The organism is Methylobacillus sp. DLP286 (assembly GCF_056636515.1).
Genome location: NZ_CM153145.1, coordinates 1711373 through 1729773, shown reverse-complemented (window position 1 = coordinate 1729773; position 18401 = coordinate 1711373). Strand labels below are relative to the sequence as shown.

Here is an 18401-nt window from a genome sequence, read left to right as displayed (position 1 = left end):
ATATGCTGCAACTCAAGGACAAACAGGTGTTGGTGCTGGGGCTGGGAGATACCGGCCTTTCGGCATTGCGCTGGCTCGCTCGCCAGGGCGCACGCCTGTCCGTTGCCGACAGCCGTGAGCTGCCGCCGGGCCTTGATGCAGTCAAGCAGGAGTTTCCCGGTATTGCGGTACATCTGGGGCCTTTCGCCGAGGATGCATTCCAGGGTGCGGAACTGATCGTGGCCAGTCCAGGCGTGCCATTGGCCGAGCCGCAAATCCAGGCTGCCATCAAACGCGGCGTGCAGGTGGTGGGCGATGTCGAGCTGTTTGCCCAGGCAAAGCCGGCGCATGCCAAGGTCATTGCGATTACAGGCGCGAACGGCAAGAGCACTGTTACTACGCTGGTGGGCGAGGTTTGCAAGGCCGCGGGCCTGAGGACAGTCGTGGCCGGCAATATCGGCCTGCCAGTGCTGGATGTGATCGACGACGCGGCGGATGTCTATGTGCTCGAGCTCTCCAGCTTCCAGCTCGAAACTACCTATAGCCTGAAGGCGGATGCCGCCACGGTGCTCAATATCAGCGAAGACCACATGGACCGTTATGCCGACATGCAGGCGTATGCCGATGCCAAAGCGCGCATTTTCGCCCATGCCGGACTGCAGGTGCTCAATGCCGACGACATATGGAGCCGGGAAATGTCAGTTGACGGTATTGCCCAGCTAACGTTCGGCCTAGGTGTGCCGCGTAATGAACAGGAGTTCGGCCTGCTGCATGACGCCGGCGAAGCCTGGCTTGCCCGCGGACAGCGCAAGCTGATGCCGGTAGCCGACCTGAGGATTACAGGTCTGCACAATGCAGCCAATGCCCTCGCGGCGCTGGCTTTATGCAGCGTGCTCGATATCGACGAGGCTGTTGCCTTGCAGGCATTGCGCGATTTCAAGGGCTTGCCGCACCGTGTGCAATGGGTGGCCGATGTCGATGGCGTATCCTTTTATGATGACTCCAAGGGCACCAATGTCGGCGCTACCGTCGCGGCGCTCAACGGCTTGAACCGCAAGCTGGTGTTGATTGCTGGCGGCGATGGCAAGGGACAGGATTTTTCTCCCTTGCAAACGCCCGTGGCCGGGCATGCGCGCGGTGTAGTGCTGATCGGGCGTGATGCCGCGATGATTGCTGATGCATTGCAGGACACAGGCGTGCCGCTGGAGCATGCCGATACTCTCGAAGATGCCGTGGTGAAGGCATTCGGCCTGGCGGACATCGGCGATGTCGTGCTGCTCTCGCCCGCTTGCGCGAGCTTGGACATGTTCCGCAATTACGTGCACCGCGCAGAGGTGTTTGTGCAGGCGGTCAATGGCCTGCAGAAAAGAGAGGTGCGGGCATGAACATGATGTACATGCTGAGCGGTCGTGACCGCCTGACCTCTTCATCATCCACTTATGACCAGGGCCTGGTCTGGGTGACGCTGATCCTGCTCGGCATCGGCCTGGTCATGGTGTATTCCGCCTCGATTGCGTTGGCGGAGGCCGACAAGATGACCGGGCACCAGCCGACCTATTTCCTGGTGCGCCACTCCATTTTCTTGGTGATCAGCCTGACGGCGGCCTTGCTCGCATTCCAGGTGCCGACCCGGTTCTGGCAGAAGATGGCGCCGTATCTGTTCCTGCTGGGCCTGTTCCTGCTGGTGCTGGTACTGATTCCCGGCGTCGGCCGCAACGTCAACGGCAGCCAGCGTTGGCTGTCGCTGTTCGTCATCAATCTGCAGCCTTCGGAATTCATGAAGCTGTTTGCCGCGATCTATGTCGCGGACTACACCATCCGCAAGGCTGAAGTGATGGACAGCATCAAGCGCGGCTTCCTGCCCATGGTGGCGGTGATGGTGGTGGTCGGCTGGCTGCTACTGCGCGAGCCCGACTTCGGCGCGTTCAGCGTGATCGTGTCGATTTCCATGGCGATTCTCTGGCTCGGCGGCATCAACGCCCGTATTTTCGTCGGCCTGATGGCTTTGCTGCCGGTGGCGGTCGTGGGGCTGATCTGGAGTTCGCCTTACCGCCTGCAGCGCGTGATCGGATTCATGGACCCCTGGGCCGACCCGTTCGGCAAGGGCTACCAGCTTTCCCACGCCCTGATCGCATTCGGACGCGGCGAATGGCTGGGCGTCGGCCTGGGCGCCAGCGTGGAAAAACTGCTCTACCTGCCCGAAGCGCATACAGACTTTCTCATGGCGGTGATTGCCGAGGAGTTGGGTTTCATCGGCGTCATGGTGGTGGTCGGGCTGTTCGCCTGGCTGGTGATCCGCGCCTTCCGCATCGGCAAGGAAGCCGTCGCCAACGAGCGTTATTTCTCCGCCTTGCTTGCGCAGGGCATAGGCGTCTGGATCGGCGTGCAGAGCATCATCAATATCGGCGTGAACATGGGCGTGCTGCCGACCAAGGGCCTGACCCTGCCATTGCTGTCTTTCGGCGGCAGCGGCATTCTGGCGAACTGCATTGCCTTGGCGATCCTACTTAGGGTCGATTGGGAAAACAGGCGTCTTCAAAAGGGATTGCCGGCATGATGGATAACACGATATTCAAAGGGATTTGCCAACATTGCCAGGCGCCTGTTTTCCCATGGGTCAAAGGTGGTTTGCATGAGTAAGACCTTGCTCATCATGGCGGCAGGCACCGGCGGGCACGTCATGCCAGGCTTGGCGATCGCCAAGGCCATGCAGGCGCGCGGCTGGAACGTGCATTGGCTGGGCACGACCCACGGGATGGAAAACCGCCTGGTGCCACCCAGCGGGTTGCCGATGACGCAGCTCAAGTTCTCCGGCCTGCGCGGCAAGGGATGGAAACATACGTTGCAGGGGATGTTCCGCCTGCTGGGCTCCACCTGGGCGGCATGGCGCCTGATGCGTGAATTGAAGCCGCAGGCGGTGCTCGGTATGGGCGGCTACGTCACCGTGCCGGGCGGCTGGGCGGCCAGGGCTGCGAGCGTGCCGCTGGCAGTGGTGAATGCGGATGCCGCCTTGCTGATGTCGAACCGGGCGCTGGTCAAGCATGCCAAGCGCGTGTTGTTCGGTTTCGATGGCGGCGCCGCGACGTTGGGCGGCATGGCGTTCAAGGCGCGCGTGACCGGCAACCCGGTGCGTGCCGAGATTGTTGATATCGCTTCGCCGGAGCAGCGCTTTGCCGGCCGTCAAGGCCCGCTGCACGTGCTGGTGGTGGGCGGCAGCCTGGGGGCGCAAGTGCTGAATGCGACTTTGCCCAAGGCGTTGGCTTTGCTGCCTGCGGGACAGCGTCCGGTAGTGACCCACCAGTCCGGCGCGCAACATATCGACGCCTTGCGCGAGGCTTATGCCGCCGCTGGCGTGGAAGCCAGGGTGGCGCCCTTTATCGACGACATGGCGGGCGCCTATGCCGAGGCCGATGTGCTGGTATGCCGGGCCGGGGCGATCACGGTGAGCGAGCTGGCGGTGGCCGGCGTCGCCAGCATCCTGGTGCCGCTGGTGGTGTCGACCACCTCGCACCAGCGCGACAACGCCCGCTGGATGGCCGAGCACGGCGCAGCCATCCATTTGCCCCAGCAGGAACTGACGCCGCAGAGGCTGGCCGCGCTGCTGCAGGAACTGACGCGCACCCGCCTGCTGGCAATGGCGCATGCCGCGCGCGAGCTGGGCAGGCCTAAGGCGACAGAGACGATTGCAAACGAATTGGAAAGTATTGCCCTGCCGTCGCAGGGAGGGAAGCGCCCATGAAACATAAAGTGAAACACGTGCATTTTGTCGGTATAGGCGGTTCCGGCATGAGCGGCATTGCCGAAGTCCTGCTCAACCTGGGCTTCAGCGTCAGCGGCTCGGATCTCGCCGACAATGCGACAACGCGAAGGCTGGCCGGGTTCGGCGCCAGGCTGCACCAGGGCCATGCCGCGGAAAACCTTGGAGAGGCCGACGTGGTGGTGATTTCCAGCGCGGTCAAGGATGACAACCCCGAAGTGGCGGCGGCGCGCGAGCGCAGCATCCCCATCGTGCCGCGCGCATTGATGCTGGCCGAACTCATGCGCTTCCGCCAGGGGATCGCGATTGCGGGCACGCACGGCAAGACCACGACCACCAGCCTCATTGCCAGCATCCTGGCGGAAGCCGGGATGGACCCCACCTTCGTGATCGGCGGGCGGCTTGAAGCCTCAGGCAGCAATGCGCGCCTGGGTACGGGAGAGTTCATCGTCGCGGAGGCCGATGAGTCGGATGCCTCCTTCCTGCACCTTACTCCCATCATTTCCGTGGTCACCAATATCGATGCAGACCACATGGATACCTATGGCCATGATTTCGAGCGGCTCAAAGGGGCATTCGTCGAATTCCTGCAGCGCCTGCCGTTCTACGGCATGGCCGTGGTATGCATCGACGACCCGAATATCCGCGCCATCCTGCCGCAGATTTCCAAGCAGGTCATGCCGTACGGCTTCTCGGAAGAGGCCCGTATCCGCGCCAGCAACGTGCGTGCGGAAAATGGGCGCATGCACTTTACCGTGAGCCGCATCAACGGCGTGACGACGACATTCGATGTCACGCTCAACCTGCCTGGTAGGCATTATGTGCTGAATGCGCTGGCCGCGATTGCAGTGGCGAGCGAGTTGAACGTGCCCGACAGCGCCATCATCAAGGCGCTGGCCGAGTTCAAGGGTGTGGGACGCCGTTTCGAGCGGTATGGCGAAATGCCGGCGAAAAACGGCGGGTACTTTACATTGATCGATGATTACGGGCACCACCCGGTCGAGATGAATGCCGTGATTGCAGCGGCGCGCGATGCCTTTCCCGGGCGCAGGCTGGTGCTGGCTTTCCAGCCGCACCGCTATACCCGCACCCGTGATTGCTTCGAGGATTTCGTCAAAGTGCTCTCAGGCGCCGACGTGGTGGTGCTGACCGAAGTGTATTCCGCAGGAGAAGCGCCAATCGTGGCAGCTGACGGCCGCTCGCTGGTACGCGCGATCCGTGTCGCTGGCAAGGTGGAACCGCTATTCGTGGAAACGCCGCAGGAATTGCCGCAGGCGATCGTGGATATGGCGCGGGATGGCGATGTGGTGATCGTGATGGGCGCAGGCTCCATCGGCCAGGTCGCCGCCAAAACCAGGGAGCTGGCGGCCGCTGCAGAGAGCGTACCCATGGAGGCCGTGCAGTGACGGCCACGGTCGCGACAGGCAACTTGCTGTATGACGAGTCCCTGGCCCGTTATACCAGCTGGCGTGCGGGCGGGGCGGCCGAGCGGCTGTATGTGCCCGCCAGCCTGGACGACCTGCAGCAATTCCTTGCCGGATTGCCTGCCGACGAACCGCTGTATTTTATCGGCCTGGGTTCCAACTTGCTGGTGCGTGACGGTGGCGTCAGGGGCACTGTGGTCCTTATGCATGGTGCGTTGACTACATTGCAGACGGATAAAGAGTTTGTCTACGCCGAGGCGGGCGTAACCTGCGCCAAGCTTGCCAAGTTTGCCGCGCGCCAGCATCGGCATGGTGCGGAGTTCATGGCGGGCATTCCCGGGACCGTGGGCGGTGCGCTGGCGATGAATGCCGGCTGCCATGGCGGCGAGACCTGGGAGATTGTCGACCGTGTATTGACCATAGACCGCGAAGGCAAGCTGTACGAGCGCAACCACCAGGCATTCGCCACCGCCTATCGCCATGTAGAGATGCCGGTGGCGGACGAGTGGTTCGTCGCGGCCTGGTTCAGACTGGCCGATGGCGATGCGGTGGAGGCAGAGGCCAGGATCAAGCAACTATTGGCCAGGCGTTTGGCGACACAGCCGTTGAACCTGCCGAATGCCGGGTCGGTGTTCCGCAACCCGCCGGGCGACCATGCGGCGCGCCTGATCGAGGCCAGCGGCCTCAAAGGCTACAGCATCGGCGGGGCGCAAGTGTCGGAGAAGCACGCCAACTTTATCGTCAACCAGGGCGGGGCGACGGCAAAGGATATAGAGCGGCTGATCCTGCATGTGCAGGCGGTGGTGAAGCAACAGCAGGGCGTGGACCTGCAACCAGAAGTGAGAGTGATTGGAGAGGATGGGCATGAGTAGGGATTTCGGCAGGGTGGCCGTGCTGCTGGGCGGCAAGTCGGGCGAGCGCGAGGTATCGCTGAAGAGCGGCGCCGCGGTGCTGGCCGCCTTGCGCCGCGGCGGCGTCGATGCCCATGCCTTCGACCCGGCAGAGCGCGAGTTGAGCGAGCTGGCCGGATTCGACCGTGTGTTCATCGCACTGCATGGCCGCTATGGCGAGGACGGCACCATCCAGGGCGCGCTGGAGCTCATGGGCATTCCCTATACCGGCAGCGGCGTGATGGCGTCCAGCGTGGGCATGGACAAATGGCGCACCAAGCTGCTCTGGCGCGCGGCTGGCGTGGCGACGCCCGAGTTCGAGCTGATCGATGCCGACAGCGACTTCGCCGCGATCGAGCAGCGCCTTGGCCTGCCCTTGTTCGTGAAGCCTGCCAACGAGGGCTCCAGCATCGGCATCAGCAAGGTAAAGAAGGCAGGCGGCCTCAAGGCTGCCTATGAGTTGGCGGCCAAGTCCGACCCGTTGGTGATCGCGGAGCAATTCGTCGGCGGCGGCGAGTACACGGTGGGCATTCTCGGCGACGAAGCCTTGCCCGTGATCCGCATCGTGCCTGCCAACGAGTTCTACGACTACGAGGCCAAGTACCTGCGCGACGATACGCAATACCTCTGCCCGTGCGGGCTGGATGCCGCGCTGGAGGAAAAAATCAAGGCCGAGGCTTTGCAGGCGTTCCGCGTCGTCGGCGGGCAGGGCTGGGGAAGGGTGGACTTCCTCATGGACGAAGCCGGGCGGCATTACTTCCTTGAAGTGAATACCTCGCCCGGCATGACCGACCACAGCCTGGTGCCCATGGGGGCCAAGGCGGTCGGGCTCAGTTTCGACGAGCTGGTGCTGAAGATATTGGAGCTTGCGCATGTGGGATAAGCCGCGCGCCCTTAACTGGATCGCGAACCTGCTCAATGCGCTGGCGGCCGTGATGTTTTTGTATGGGCTGGTGTATGTGGTGGTGCACCTGCCGATTTTCCCGCTCAAGGAAGTGCGGGTGGAAGGCACGCTGGAACACGTGACGCGCGAGCAGATCAAGCTGATCGCGGACCGGCATTTGCAGGGCAATTTCTTCACGGTCGACGTGGTGAAGGCGCGCGACGCTTTCCAGAAGCTGCCGTGGGCGCGCAAGGTCAGCGTGCGCAAGCGCTGGCCCGACCGTTTGGAGGTGGTGATCGAGGAACAGAGGGAGCTGGCACGCTGGGGCAATATCGCGCTGGTGAATACGTACGGCGAGCTGTTCCATGCGGCGTCGGACAGCGACCTGCCGGTGTTCTACGGTCCGGGGGACGGCGTGGCGGAGGTGGCGAAGCAATACGGCGTATATAGCCAGATCCTGGGTACGGGTACCGGCATGCATATCGCGCAACTGGCTTTGACCCCGCGCCGCGCCTGGCAGATCAAGACCAGCAACGGCATGGTGATCGAGCTGGGGCGGGAAGAGATGGAAACGCGCTTGCAGAAATTCGCCAGCGTATACGGACAGACATTGGGCGGGTTGAAAGTGGCGATCAACTACGCCGATTTGCGCTATCCCAACGGGTTTGCCGTACGCAAGCCCGAGGGGTCGACGCCAAAACGCAAGACAGGAGCAGCGTGAGTAACATGGAAAATTGGAGAAATAAATGAGCAGGGTCCGGGAAGATAAGAATCTGATTGTCGGCCTGGATATAGGCACCTCGAAGATCGTGGCGATCGTGGCCGAGTTGCAGCTGGACGGCAGCCTCAAGGTCATCGGCCTGGGTCAGAACACCTCGCGCGGGCTGAAGAAGGGCGTGGTGGTGAATATCGACTCCACGGTGCAGGCCATCCAGCGCGCGCTGGAAGAGGCCGAGCTCATGGCGGATTGCAAGATCAGCACCGTGTTCACCGGCATTGCGGGCTCGCATATTAAGAGCCTCAATTCGCACGGCATGGTGAAGATCAAGGATGCCGAGGTGACGCAGATGGACGTGGACCGCGTGATCGAGACCGCGCGCGCGATTGCCTTGCCGTCCGACCAGCAGATCCTGCACATCCTCACGCAAGAATTCATCATCGACGGCCAGGAGGACGTGCGCGAGCCCCTGGGCATGAGCGGCATGAAGCTCGAGGTCAAGGTGCATATCGTCACCGGAGCCGTCTCCGCTGCGCAGAACATCGTCAAGTGCATCAAGCGTTGCGGCCTGGAGGTGAGCGACCTCATCCTGCAGCCGCTGGCTTCCAGCCTGGCGGTGTTGACCGAGGACGAGAAGGAGCTCGGCGTCTGCCTGGTGGATATCGGCGGCGGCACAACTGACATCGCCGTGTTCAAGCAGGGCGCAATCCGCCATACCGCCGTGGTGCCGATTGCAGGCGATCAGATCACCAACGACGTGGCGGTGGCGTTCCGCACGCCGACCCAGTCGGCGGAAGAGATCAAGATCAAGCACGGCTGCGCCTTGCGCCAGTTGGCCGACTCGCGCGAAGTGGTGGAAGTGCCCGGCGTCGACGGCCGCGACCCGCGCCAGTTGTCGGTGCAGACGCTGGCCGAGGTGATCGAGCCGCGCGTGGTCGAGCTGTATGAATTCGTGCTCGGCGAGCTGCGCCGCAGCGGCATGGAGGAAATGATCGCCTCCGGCATCGTGATTACAGGTGGTTCCTCCCTCATGAAGGGGATGGTGGAACTGGGTGAGGAGATTTTCCACATGCCGGTGCGCCTTGGCATGCCGCGCAATGTGGGAGGTTTGTCCGAGGTGGTAGGCAATCCGCGGTATGCCACCGGGGTGGGACTGGTGTTGATGGGCCAGCAACAGGTGGAACGTCAGCTCCAGGGACAGATGGAGTCCAATTCTTTCAGCCAGGTGTTGAGCCGGATGAAGAGTTGGTTCCAGGGTAATTTCTAGTAGTTGAGTGGATAGGTTTGTAAGCGATTGTTGGTAAGCAATAGTGCTTTTTTCGAGTTTAGGCAGACGTAACTTTGGAGGAATTTAACATGTTTGAGATTATGGACAGGGACTCACAAGAGGCCGTGATCAAAGTGATAGGCGTGGGCGGTTGCGGCGGTAATGCCGTGGCGCACATGATTGCCAAGGAAGTCGGCGGCGTGGAATTCATTTGCGCCAATACCGACATGCAGGCGCTGAAGAAGAGCCAGGCCAAGACTGTGCTGCAGATCGGCACCGACATCACCAAGGGCCTGGGTGCGGGCGCACGTCCCGAGATTGGCCGCGAGGCAGCCTTGGAAGACCGCGACCGTATTGCCGAGATCATCGACGGCGCTGATATGCTGTTCATCACAGCAGGCATGGGCGGCGGCACTGGCACCGGCGCCGCGCCCATCATCGCGGAAGTCGCTAAGGAAATGGGTATCCTGACCGTGGCCGTGGTCACCAAGCCTTTCGCATTCGAAGGCAAGCGTACCAAGGTCGCGCAGGAAGGCCTGGAAGAACTTTCCAAGCATGTCGACTCTCTTATCATTATCCCTAACGAGAAGCTCATGCAGGTGCTGGGCGAGGACGTGCCGTTCCTGGAAGCGTTCCAGGCGGCCAACGATGTGTTGCATAACGCGGTTTCCGGTATTGCCGAAATCATCAATTGCCCTGGCATGGTGAACGTCGACTTTGCCGACGTGCGTACCGTGATGTCCGAGATGGGTATGGCGATGATGGGCTCTGCAACGGCTACCGGCAGCGAGCGTGCACGTATCGCGGCTGAACAGGCTGTGGCAAGCCCCTTGCTGGAAGACGTGAACCTGGCCAATGCGCGCGGCGTGCTGGTCAACATCACTGCAAGCACCTCCTTCAAGATGAAGGAATACTACGATGTGATGAACACCATCAAGGAGTTCACTGCGGATGATGCGACCGTGATCGTTGGCAATGTCTTCGACGAGTCCATCGGCGACGGCCTACGCGTCACCATGGTGGCAACCGGCTTGAATGGCGCAGTAGCACGCCGCCAGCAAAAGCCCGAGCTGCGCGTGATGACCCAGGTGCGCGACGGTACGACCAACCAGCCTGTCTACATGGGCGGCATGGATGATGAAGGCCCGGCTGTATTCAGCTCCAATGGCCGTCGCGCCCAGGTCGAAGCCATGAAGATGTCAGGCGTGGAGGAATATGATATTCCTGCATTCCTGCGCAAGCAGGCTGATTGAGGCATTGCCTGGTCCTGCAAGGGCCGGTGGGGATGCCTGCCCGCTCCGGCGGGGGCGGCGTCACGTGCTATAATATGGCAATTATATGAATGAGGGCTCTCGCGAGAGGGACAGCAGTGCTTAAACAAAGAACGCTGAAAAAAGAAATAAGCGCCACCGGTGTTGGCTTGCATTCCGGCGACAAGGTTACCCTGACCTTGCGGCCGGCAGCGCCCGATACCGGTATCGTATTCCGCAGGGTCGATCTGCCCGAAACTGCGGAATTCAAGGTGCAGCCTCATCTCGTTACCGATACCAAGTTGTGTTCCGCGCTGGAGTGCAACGGTGCGCGGGTTGCCACGATCGAGCACCTGATGTCCGCCCTGGCCGGGTTGGGCATAGACAACATCCATATCGAGCTCAATGCGGGCGAAGTGCCTATCATGGACGGCAGCGCCGGACCTTTTGTCTTCCTTCTGCAACAAGCCGGCATTGTCGAACAGGACGCGATGAAGAAATTCATCCGTATCAAAAAAACCGTCGAGTACCACGAAGGCGACAAATGGGTGCGTTTCGATCCTTATTTCGGCTTCAAGCTCGACTTCACCATTGATTTCGACCATCCTGCCGTGGAGCATACCGGGCAGAAGATCAGCATAGACTTTGCCGACAACTCCTATATCAAGGAAATCAGCCGTGCGCGCACCTTCGGCTTCATGCATGAAGTGGAAGCCTTGCGCTCCATGGGATTGGCTCGGGGCGGCAGCCTGGACAATGCCATCGTGCTGGATGATTATCGCGTATTGAACAGCGACGGATTGCGTTATGACGACGAATTCGTCAAGCACAAAATGCTGGACGCCATCGGCGACCTGTACGTATTGGGGCACCCCTTGATCGGCGCGTTCAGCGCCTACAAGGCGGGCCATTACATGAACAACCAACTGTTGCGGACATTGCTGGCCGACGGCGATGCCTGGGAATACGCTACTTTCGACAAGTTCGAGGAAGCGCCCGGCGCCTTCCAGAATCCCATCGGCCTGCCGCCCGCATTGCAATACGTCTAACCCATGCTGGTATTGCGCATCCTGCTGGTGCTGGGCTTGATCTCGGTTGCAGTGTCGCTGGGTGTCTACTTCATCTCCGGCGACAAGCGCTATCTCAAGTTCACTTGGCAGTTGACCAAGTTCACCTTGGTCATGCTCATGGTGGTGGCTCTGGTGATCTCCATGGGCCGCATCATTCTTTACTAGATTCCTCAATTGCAGCGGCCATCTCAGGGGGTGGCTATGCTATGCTTGGTCAAGCGTCATGGTTTGGGTATAACACAATGCAGTTAAGTCAGATGGGCGGCGCGCAGGCAGGCAGTCTGCGGCGTGCAGGCAAAGCCAAATGGTTGGGCAATTGCAGGATGGCTTTGGCTTCAATCCTGCTGGCTGGCGCGTTGGTGCTGGGCAATCAGCCTGTGCATGCCGCCGGCCCCGACGACCTCTTCCTGAGCGCACGCGCCGCCTATAACGCGCGCAACCTCAATGCGCTCACCACCGCTTCGCAAAGCCTGCATGCGCAGCATTATATTCTCGCTCCCTATACCGATTATTGGCGCTTGTTGCTCGACCTGAACCAGGCAAGCAGCCAGTCTGTGCAAAACTTTCTCGAGCAATACAAGGACGCCCCGTTTGCCGATCGCCTGCGCGGCGAGTGGTTGAAGGTGCTGGCAAAGCGCCAGGACTGGGACGCGTTTTTTGAAGAGTATCCCAAGTTCCAGCGCGAGGATGCGGCAGTCAGCTGCTATGCGGCCGACGGCGGTATCCAGCAAGGCCTGGAGTCTGCCGTCAAGGATGGCAAGGCGCTCTGGATGACGGGCAGCGAGCTGCCTGCCAATTGCGGCGCCGTGTTCGACCGCTTGCAGAAAGGCGGGGTGTTGCGCGAGGAGGATATCTGGGCGCGAACCCGTTTGCTGCTGCAAGGCTCGAAGATCACCGTCGCCAAAACCGTGTTGCAACGTCTGCCCGACATCGATAAGAACAACCTCAAGCTTTTGGACCGGGTTTACCAAAACCCGCAGCAAGTGCTGGAAAAGCGCCAGATCAGCTTCAAGAGCCGATTGGGCAGGGAGCTCAACCTCTATGCGCTGGAGCGGCTGAGCCGCAGCCAGCCCGCATTGGCACTGGATTTGTGGGAAAAGCTGCATGGCAATTTCGATGCGGCCGACCGCGACTATTTCTGGGGCCGTTTTGCCCTGTATGCCGCACGCAAGCATGACCCGGCCGCGTTGACCTATTTCCAGCGCGCCGGCAGCACCGTATTGGACAAGGACCAGCAGGAATGGAAAGCCAGGGCTGCCATGCGCGCCGGCGACTGGAAGGCATTGCAGGCGGCTATTGCCGCCATGCCGGAATCGCAGCAAGAGGAACAGGTGTGGCAGTACTGGAAGGCCCGTGCGCTCAAGGAGCAGAAGCAGATCGTCGCGGCCAACCTGATACTGGTCAAGCTTGCCAAGGAAAACACCTATTACGGCCTGTTGGCGGAAGAGGAAATGGGGGATGCCCTGGGCGCTACGCCCGATCCTTACAAGGCGAGTGCGGACGAAGTGCGGGCGGTATTGGACCAAGCAGGCGTACAGCGCGCCCTGGCGCTACGCAGGCTGGAGATGCGTTGGGAGTCGCGCGAGGAGTGGCGGTTTGCCAGCCGCGATTTCGATGACAAGCAGCTGATCGCCGCTGCCGAAGTGGCGTTCCGCGAAGGCTGGTACGATATTGCCATCAGCACGGCCGACCGCACCAAGCTGCTGCATGATTTCGCCCTGCGCTATCCTACGCCCTATCGCGACCTCATGCAGGGATATGCCGCCGATAACGCCTTGGACGAGGCCTGGGTATACGGCCTGATCCGCCAGGAAAGCCGCTTTGTCAGCTGGGCCAAGTCCGTGGTCGGCGCATCCGGCTTGATGCAGGTAATGCCCGAAACCGCGAAGTGGATCGCCAAGCGCATGGGCATGGGGGACTACAAGCCTGCCATGATCAACCAGCTCGACACCAACCTGAAGTTTGGCACGCATTACCTGCGCTATACCATGGACAAGATGGACCAGCAGCCGTTGATGGCGACCGCAGCTTATAATGCAGGACCGGGAAGGCCCAAGCGCTGGGCGTCGGACAAGCCGCTGGAAGGGGCCGTATATGCGGAAACCATTCCTTTCAGCGAAACGCGGGATTACGTCAAGAAAGTGCTGGGCAACTCCATCTATTACTCGCAGCAGCTGGGCACCAAGCCCCAGACGCTGAAACAGAGGCTGGGGACTGTGCCGGGGATAGGTGAGCCCGTCAACCCGGAACAAGATTAGCAAGCACTCAACATAGGCAAGCAAAGGGACATGAAGTAATGCAACGTATCAGGCAAGTATGTGTGATTGGTGGCTCTGGTTTCGTGGGCAGTGCGGTCGTGCACAAGCTCAGCGTCGCCGGGTATGACGTCAAGGTATTGACCCGCAGACGCGAAAGCAGCAAGCATCTCATCCTGTTGCCCAATGTGCAGGTCGTCGAGTGCGATATATTCAATGACACGGCGCTCTCCGGGCACTTGCACGCCCAGGATGCCGTGATCAACCTGGTCGGCATCCTGCATGAATCCTCGCAAGCCGGTTTCGACAAGCTGCATGCCGAGTTGCCGGCGCGCATCGTCGGCATCTGTTGCAAACAGGGCGTGAAACGCCTATTGCACATGAGCGCGCTCCAGGCCGACGCCAATGCCAAGAGCGCCTATCTGCGTTCGAAGGCGGCTGGCGAGGCCGCTGTGCTGGCGCGAGCCCGCGAGGTCGATGTGACGGTATTCCGTCCTTCCGTCATCTTCGGCCGCGGCGACCAGTTCCTCAACCTGTTCGCTAACGTGGTCAAGATATTGCCCGTGGTGGCCGTCGCCAAGCCCAACGCACGCTTCCAACCGATCTGGGTGGAAGACGTCGCCCATGTCTTCGTCGCCGCCCTGGATAATGTAAGCACCTATGGCCGCAGCATCGACCTAGGCGGCCCCCAAGTCTACACCTTGCAGCAGTTGATCGAGTTCGTGGCGTTCCTGCTCGGCAAGAAACGCCGGATTGTACCGCTCAACGACAAGCTCTCCTATTACCAGGCCTATGTCATGGAAAAGCTGCCGGTGAAGCTCATGACGCGCGACAACCTGTTCAGCATGGAAGTGGATAGCGTGTGCGCAACGCCGGTGAGGGAACTGTTTGGCGTCCCGACCACGGCACTGGAGGCGGTGGCGCCGGAATACCTCGTCGGCGATACCCCGCGCAGCGCCTATGACCGCTTCCGCAGCCTGGCCGGGCGTACGTTCAGCAAACGGTAAACTCATGCGCACCTATACGGTTGGCGGCGCTGTTCGGGATAGGCTTCTGGGCCTGCCGGTCAAGGACCGCGACCACGTCGTGGTAGGCAGCACGCCAGAAGCCATGGTGCAACTGGGCTACAGGCCGGTAGGCAAGGATTTCCCGGTGTTTCTGCATCCTGAGACGCATGAGGAATATGCTCTGGCACGCACCGAGCGCAAGACCGGCAAGGGCTACAAGGGGTTCCAGGTGTATGCCGACCCGGAAGTCACGCTGGAGCAGGACCTGGCGCGACGCGACCTCACCATCAACGCGATTGCCGAAGACGAGCATGGGCAATTGATCGATCCCTACCATGGCGTGCCCGACCTCGATGCCAAGTTATTGCGCCATGTCAGCCCGGCCTTCAGCGAAGACCCGGTGCGTATCCTGCGCGCCGCGCGCTTTGCGGCGAGATTCACCGAATTCACCGTGGCGGAAGAAACCATGATGCTGATGCGCAATATGGTGGAGGGCGGCGAAGTCGATGCCCTGGTGCCGGAGCGCGTATGGCAGGAACTGGCCAAGGGACTCATGGAACAGCAGCCCAGCCGCATGTTCGAAGTGCTGCGGGCTTGCGGCGCCCTGAAACGGCTGCTTCCCGAGGTGGACAGGCTATTCGGCGTGCCGCAGACGGCCAAATACCATCCCGAAGTCGATACCGGCGTCCATGTCATGCTGGTGATCGACTACGCCGCCCGTGCGGGCTTCAGCCTGCCGGTACGTTTTGCGGCATTGACGCACGATCTCGGCAAGGGCACGACGCCTGCCGATATCCTACCCCGGCACATCGGCCACGAAGAGCGTAGCGTGGGATTATTGCAGTCTTTGGTAAAACGCCTGCGCGTACCGAACGACTGCAAGGAACTGGCGCTGGTGGTGGCGAAATTCCACGGCAAGGTGCACCAGGTCGGCGAGATGAAAGCTGCTACTGTATTGCGTTTTTTGCAGGAAACGGATGCTCTGCGCCAGCCTGGTCGTTTCAGGGATTTTTTGCGTGCCTGCGAGGCCGATGCCCGGGGGCGCACGGGTTTCGAAGATCAGCCTCTGCCGCAGTTTCAGCTATTGCTGGATATCCTGGATATGGTCATTGCCGTGGATGTGGGCGAGGTGGCCAAGCAGCAGGTCAATCCTGCTGCCATCAAGGATGCGGTGTTTAATGCCCGCGTCGCGGCCATGGAGGCGGCATTCAATTTTCCATTGGCTTGGGCATCATGATTAGAATGGATGCAAAGAAAAAGCCTCGCAACTGCGAGGCTTTTTCTTTGGTGTAAATGACTGTAATTACTCTTCCAGCCCGTATAGCAATGTCAGTTGCTGCTGCACGAACTCCATCGGCTTGCGCTTGAAGCCGCTCTTGGCGAACTGGTGCCAGCGGCCGATCACGAAGCACAGCAGCAGGTTGGCCTGGGATTCTGGGTCGAACTTGCGGCCGGTCTGGGTTTCGGCAATGCGCAGGCTTTGCTTCAGGGTGGACTCGATGCGGTCAAACAGTTGGTTGATGCGGATCTGTAGGGCAGGGTCCTCGTTGACCAGCGCATCGCCGATCAGTACGCGGGTCATGCCGTGGTTCTTTTCCGCGAACAGCAGCAGGATGGTGACGATGCGCCGCGCCTGGCGCAGGCCTTCCTCTTCTTCCGAGGTGATCTTGTTGATGAGGCCGAACAGCGTTTGCTCGATGAACTCGATCAGGCCGTCGAACATCCGAGCCTTGCTGGGAAAGTGGCGGTAGAGCGCTGCTTCGCTGACTTCAAGCTTCGCGGCCAGGGAAGCCGTGGTGATTTTTTCGCGCTTGGGCGACTCCAGCATCTTCGCCAGGGTTTCCAGGATTTGCTGCTTGCGCTCTCCGGGTTTCAAAGCCATTTCTTTACCTCTTGATCCAGGCAGAAAGCCAAGCCGGGACGTTACATTCCCGGCTGCCGGCAATATTCTGCATTGTTGTACGTTTTATAAAGCCAGGTATGTGGTAACTCCAGCACGCTGGAAATGCGTGCATCCACATAACTGGGGCGTCTTGGCCGGCGCGAGACATGGATGGTCTTCATGCCCAGTCGCTTGGCCGTCATCAATGCCGGCAGGCTGTCCTCAAGTAGAATGCAATCGCCGGCGCTGACCTTGAGCGTTTGCAGCAGGCGCTGAAACCCACGCATGGCAGGCTTGGGGTGGAAGCCAGAGGATTCCACGCTGAACACCTGGTCGAACAAGTCGTCAATAGCGAGTAATTTTAACACTCTTTTGGCATAACTCATCGGCGCGTTAGTGAATACTACCTTACGGCCAGAGAGTTGCTGCAAGGTATGCCGCAGTTTTTTCACCGAGCGCACCATTCGTGGCAGGTCGTCGAGCTGGTGGGTGGTTTGCAAGAAGTGGTGCGGATGTACACGGTGATGGCGCATCAGGCCTTTTAGGGTGGCGCCGTAGATGCGCCAGTAATGCTGGCGCAACAGGCAGGCTGCTTCTTCCTCCAGCCTGAGCTCGCTCATGATGTAGCGCGTCATCTCGATGTGCAGATGCGGAAAGATTTCCGCATCTGCATCATGCAAGGTATTGTCGAGATCGAAGATCCAGACCTTGTGCGACATGAGTTCGGGCTGGAGTATGCGCTTACTTGGCGGTGATGAGGGTGCCCACGCCGGCGTCGGTCAGGACTTCCAGCAGCAAGGCATGCTCGACGCGGCCATCGATGATATGCACGGACTTGACCCCGCTGCGCGCAGCGTCCAGCGCCGAGCTGATCTTGGGCAGCATGCCGCCCGACAGCGTGCCATCGGCGACCAGGTCGTCGATCTGCTTCGGCGTCAGGCCGGTGAGCAGGTTGCCCGTCTTGTCGAGTACGCCCGGGGTGTTGGTGAGCAGAATCAATTTCTCGGCACCGAGGATTTCCGCCAGCTTGCCTGCCACCACGTCGGCGTTGATATTGTAGGTCTGTCCATCTTCGCCTACGCCGATAGGCGCGATGACGGGAATGAAGTCGCCGCTGTCCAGGAACTGGATCAGGCTGGGGTCGATGCCGCTGATCTCGCCCACCTGGCCGATGTCGATCATGTTGGCCGGATTTTGAAGGTCCTGCACCAGCAGCTTGCGGGCATGAATGAAATTGCCGTCCTGGCCGGTCAGGCCGACCGCCTTGCCGCCGTTGCGGTTGATCAGGTTGACGATTTCCTTGTTGACCTGGCCGCCCAGCACCATTTCGACAATGTCCATGGTCTCTTCGTCGGTGACCCGCATGCCCTGGATGAATTCGCCTTTCTTCCCCAGCTTGTCCAGTAATTCATTGATCTGCGGCCCGCCGCCGTGCACCACCACCGGGTTCATGCCGACCAACTTGAGCAGCACGACATCGCTGGCGAAGCACTCCTTGAGGTGGGGGTCGGTCATGGCGTTGCCGCCGTACTTGATGACGATGGTCTTGTCGAAGAAGCGCTTGATATAGGGCAAGGCTTCGGCGAGGGTTTGGGCTTTTTGGGCAGCGGTGGTTTGGTTGAGCATCGACTCTCTCTGAAAATGCGAGTGAATGAATATGCGGCTATTTTAACTGGTTTAACATGAAAATCACGCGACAGCTCGTTAAAACTCCTGAGAGCCTGTTCACGATCTTTTCATAGAGCGCGTTGGCCCGGCAGGGTAGGTGATGCAAGACGCAGCCGTGCTCATTGCCCTGCGAGGATTTGCAACGCGGCAGCGGCTGCGCTGCCGGGACAACCCGGAGGGCATGGCCCCAACACGCCCCCACTCTGTGTTGCAGTCCTTGGAGGCAATGAGCATTACCTGCGTGCGGACTGCGCCTTGACCGGACGCATGTTGGCGCCATGCGCGCCCGATGAAAAGATCGTGAATAGGCTCTTACAAACCATGGACGGCAGAGGTACACTGAGCTTGAGA

At 60.5% G+C, this 18401-nt stretch carries 17 protein-coding genes; 14 read left to right on the top strand and 3 right to left on the bottom strand.

Annotated elements, in window-relative coordinates; all coding sequences use genetic code 11:
• Window positions 1-2 precede the first annotated feature (2 nt).
• The 14 genes from murD to ACWXTG_RS08295 all read left to right on the top strand — a co-directional run bounded on the left by murD (window position 3) and on the right by ACWXTG_RS08295 (window position 15737).
• Window positions 3-1364, top strand: coding sequence for a UDP-N-acetylmuramoyl-L-alanine--D-glutamate ligase (gene murD / locus ACWXTG_RS08360; protein ID WP_407997214.1), 1362 nt, complete (start codon window positions 3-5; stop codon window positions 1362-1364).
• Between the two features lie 11 nt (window positions 1365-1375).
• Entirely contained in the window at window positions 1376-2536 is a 1161-nt protein-coding gene (gene ftsW, locus ACWXTG_RS08355) for a putative lipid II flippase FtsW (RefSeq protein ID WP_480221221.1), read from the top strand.
• A 75-nt stretch (window positions 2537-2611) separates the two neighbouring features.
• Entirely contained in the window at window positions 2612-3718 is a 1107-nt protein-coding gene (gene murG / locus ACWXTG_RS08350; protein WP_480219579.1) for an undecaprenyldiphospho-muramoylpentapeptide beta-N-acetylglucosaminyltransferase, read from the top strand.
• Window positions 3715-5142, top strand: coding sequence for a UDP-N-acetylmuramate--L-alanine ligase (murC, locus tag ACWXTG_RS08345; RefSeq protein WP_407997216.1), 1428 nt, complete (start codon window positions 3715-3717; stop codon window positions 5140-5142). Before murG ends, murC begins: the two co-directional genes overlap by 4 nt.
• Window positions 5139-6032 carry a UDP-N-acetylmuramate dehydrogenase gene (gene murB / locus ACWXTG_RS08340; RefSeq protein WP_480219578.1) on the top strand — a complete coding sequence of 298 codons (894 nt, stop codon included), beginning with the start codon at window positions 5139-5141 and terminating at the stop codon, window positions 6030-6032. The genes murC and murB overlap by 4 nt, the downstream gene beginning before the upstream one ends.
• Window positions 6025-6933: a D-alanine--D-alanine ligase gene (locus ACWXTG_RS08335; RefSeq protein ID WP_407997218.1), complete on the top strand. Its 909-nt coding sequence runs from the start codon at window positions 6025-6027 to the stop codon at window positions 6931-6933. Before murB ends, ACWXTG_RS08335 begins: the two co-directional genes overlap by 8 nt.
• Window positions 6923-7654 (top strand): cell division protein FtsQ/DivIB, encoded by a 732-nt coding sequence (locus ACWXTG_RS08330; protein ID WP_309566232.1) that lies wholly within the window; start codon window positions 6923-6925, stop codon window positions 7652-7654. The genes ACWXTG_RS08335 and ACWXTG_RS08330 overlap by 11 nt, the downstream gene beginning before the upstream one ends.
• 25 nt (window positions 7655-7679) lie before the next feature.
• On the top strand, window positions 7680-8918 hold the full coding sequence (gene ftsA, locus ACWXTG_RS08325; RefSeq protein WP_309566233.1) for a cell division protein FtsA: 1239 nt from the start codon (window positions 7680-7682) through the stop codon (window positions 8916-8918).
• An 89-nt stretch (window positions 8919-9007) separates the two neighbouring features.
• Window positions 9008-10171 (top strand): cell division protein FtsZ, encoded by a 1164-nt coding sequence (gene ftsZ / locus ACWXTG_RS08320; protein WP_407993084.1) that lies wholly within the window; start codon window positions 9008-9010, stop codon window positions 10169-10171.
• Window positions 10172-10287: 116 nt separating this feature from the next.
• A complete protein-coding gene (lpxC, locus tag ACWXTG_RS08315; protein ID WP_309566235.1) occupies window positions 10288-11217 on the top strand; it encodes a UDP-3-O-acyl-N-acetylglucosamine deacetylase in 930 nt (309 codons plus the stop codon).
• Window positions 11218-11220: 3 nt separating this feature from the next.
• The gene (locus ACWXTG_RS08310; RefSeq protein ID WP_407993082.1) at window positions 11221-11403 is read left to right on the top strand and encodes a hypothetical protein; all 183 of its coding nucleotides are present in this window, start codon (window positions 11221-11223) and stop codon (window positions 11401-11403) included.
• 158 nt (window positions 11404-11561) lie between these two features.
• Window positions 11562-13496, top strand: coding sequence for a transglycosylase SLT domain-containing protein (locus tag ACWXTG_RS08305; protein ID WP_480219577.1), 1935 nt, complete (start codon window positions 11562-11564; stop codon window positions 13494-13496).
• A 38-nt stretch (window positions 13497-13534) separates the two neighbouring features.
• Window positions 13535-14500 (top strand): complex I NDUFA9 subunit family protein, encoded by a 966-nt coding sequence (locus ACWXTG_RS08300; protein WP_480219576.1) that lies wholly within the window; start codon window positions 13535-13537, stop codon window positions 14498-14500.
• 4 nt (window positions 14501-14504) lie between these two features.
• Entirely contained in the window at window positions 14505-15737 is a 1233-nt protein-coding gene (locus tag ACWXTG_RS08295; protein ID WP_480221220.1) for a multifunctional CCA addition/repair protein, read from the top strand.
• A 66-nt stretch (window positions 15738-15803) separates the two neighbouring features.
• Here the strand turns inward: ACWXTG_RS08295 and slmA are convergent, their stop codons facing one another.
• The 3 genes from slmA to argB are packed head-to-tail and all read right to left on the bottom strand — an operon-like array spanning window position 15804 to window position 18008.
• Window positions 15804-16382 carry a nucleoid occlusion factor SlmA gene (gene slmA / locus ACWXTG_RS08290; RefSeq protein ID WP_457137846.1) on the bottom strand — a complete coding sequence of 193 codons (579 nt, stop codon included), beginning with the start codon at window positions 16380-16382 and terminating at the stop codon, window positions 15804-15806.
• Between the two features lie 41 nt (window positions 16383-16423).
• Window positions 16424-17101: a pyrimidine 5'-nucleotidase gene (locus ACWXTG_RS08285; RefSeq protein WP_480219575.1), complete on the bottom strand. Its 678-nt coding sequence runs from the start codon at window positions 17099-17101 to the stop codon at window positions 16424-16426.
• Between the two features lie 22 nt (window positions 17102-17123).
• Window positions 17124-18008: an acetylglutamate kinase gene (gene argB, locus ACWXTG_RS08280; RefSeq protein WP_407993077.1), complete on the bottom strand. Its 885-nt coding sequence runs from the start codon at window positions 18006-18008 to the stop codon at window positions 17124-17126.
• Window positions 18009-18401: the final 393 nt, after the last annotated feature.

What these genes read in the sequence shown, in the direction of transcription:
- murG (WP_480219579.1), top strand. Translation starts at nt 2,612, where the DNA reads ATGAGTAAGACCTTGCTCATCATGGCGGCAGGCACCGGCGGGCACGTC.
- ACWXTG_RS08285 (WP_480219575.1), bottom strand. Translation starts at nt 17,101, where the DNA reads ATGTCGCACAAGGTCTGGATCTTCGATCTCGACAATACCTTGCATGAT.
- ACWXTG_RS08310 (WP_407993082.1), top strand. Translation starts at nt 11,221, where the DNA reads ATGCTGGTATTGCGCATCCTGCTGGTGCTGGGCTTGATCTCGGTTGCA.
- ACWXTG_RS08330 (WP_309566232.1), top strand. Translation starts at nt 6,923, where the DNA reads ATGTGGGATAAGCCGCGCGCCCTTAACTGGATCGCGAACCTGCTCAAT.
- murC (WP_407997216.1), top strand. Translation starts at nt 3,715, where the DNA reads ATGAAACATAAAGTGAAACACGTGCATTTTGTCGGTATAGGCGGTTCC.
- ftsA (WP_309566233.1), top strand. Translation starts at nt 7,680, where the DNA reads ATGAGCAGGGTCCGGGAAGATAAGAATCTGATTGTCGGCCTGGATATA.
- ACWXTG_RS08305 (WP_480219577.1), top strand. Translation starts at nt 11,562, where the DNA reads ATGGCTTTGGCTTCAATCCTGCTGGCTGGCGCGTTGGTGCTGGGCAAT.
- ftsZ (WP_407993084.1), top strand. Translation starts at nt 9,008, where the DNA reads ATGTTTGAGATTATGGACAGGGACTCACAAGAGGCCGTGATCAAAGTG.
- argB (WP_407993077.1), bottom strand. Translation starts at nt 18,008, where the DNA reads ATGCTCAACCAAACCACCGCTGCCCAAAAAGCCCAAACCCTCGCCGAA.
- ACWXTG_RS08335 (WP_407997218.1), top strand. Translation starts at nt 6,025, where the DNA reads ATGAGTAGGGATTTCGGCAGGGTGGCCGTGCTGCTGGGCGGCAAGTCG.
- ftsW (WP_480221221.1), top strand. Translation starts at nt 1,376, where the DNA reads ATGCTGAGCGGTCGTGACCGCCTGACCTCTTCATCATCCACTTATGAC.
- murD (WP_407997214.1), top strand. Translation starts at nt 3, where the DNA reads ATGCTGCAACTCAAGGACAAACAGGTGTTGGTGCTGGGGCTGGGAGAT.
- ACWXTG_RS08300 (WP_480219576.1), top strand. Translation starts at nt 13,535, where the DNA reads ATGCAACGTATCAGGCAAGTATGTGTGATTGGTGGCTCTGGTTTCGTG.
- slmA (WP_457137846.1), bottom strand. Translation starts at nt 16,382, where the DNA reads ATGGCTTTGAAACCCGGAGAGCGCAAGCAGCAAATCCTGGAAACCCTG.
- ACWXTG_RS08295 (WP_480221220.1), top strand. Translation starts at nt 14,505, where the DNA reads ATGCGCACCTATACGGTTGGCGGCGCTGTTCGGGATAGGCTTCTGGGC.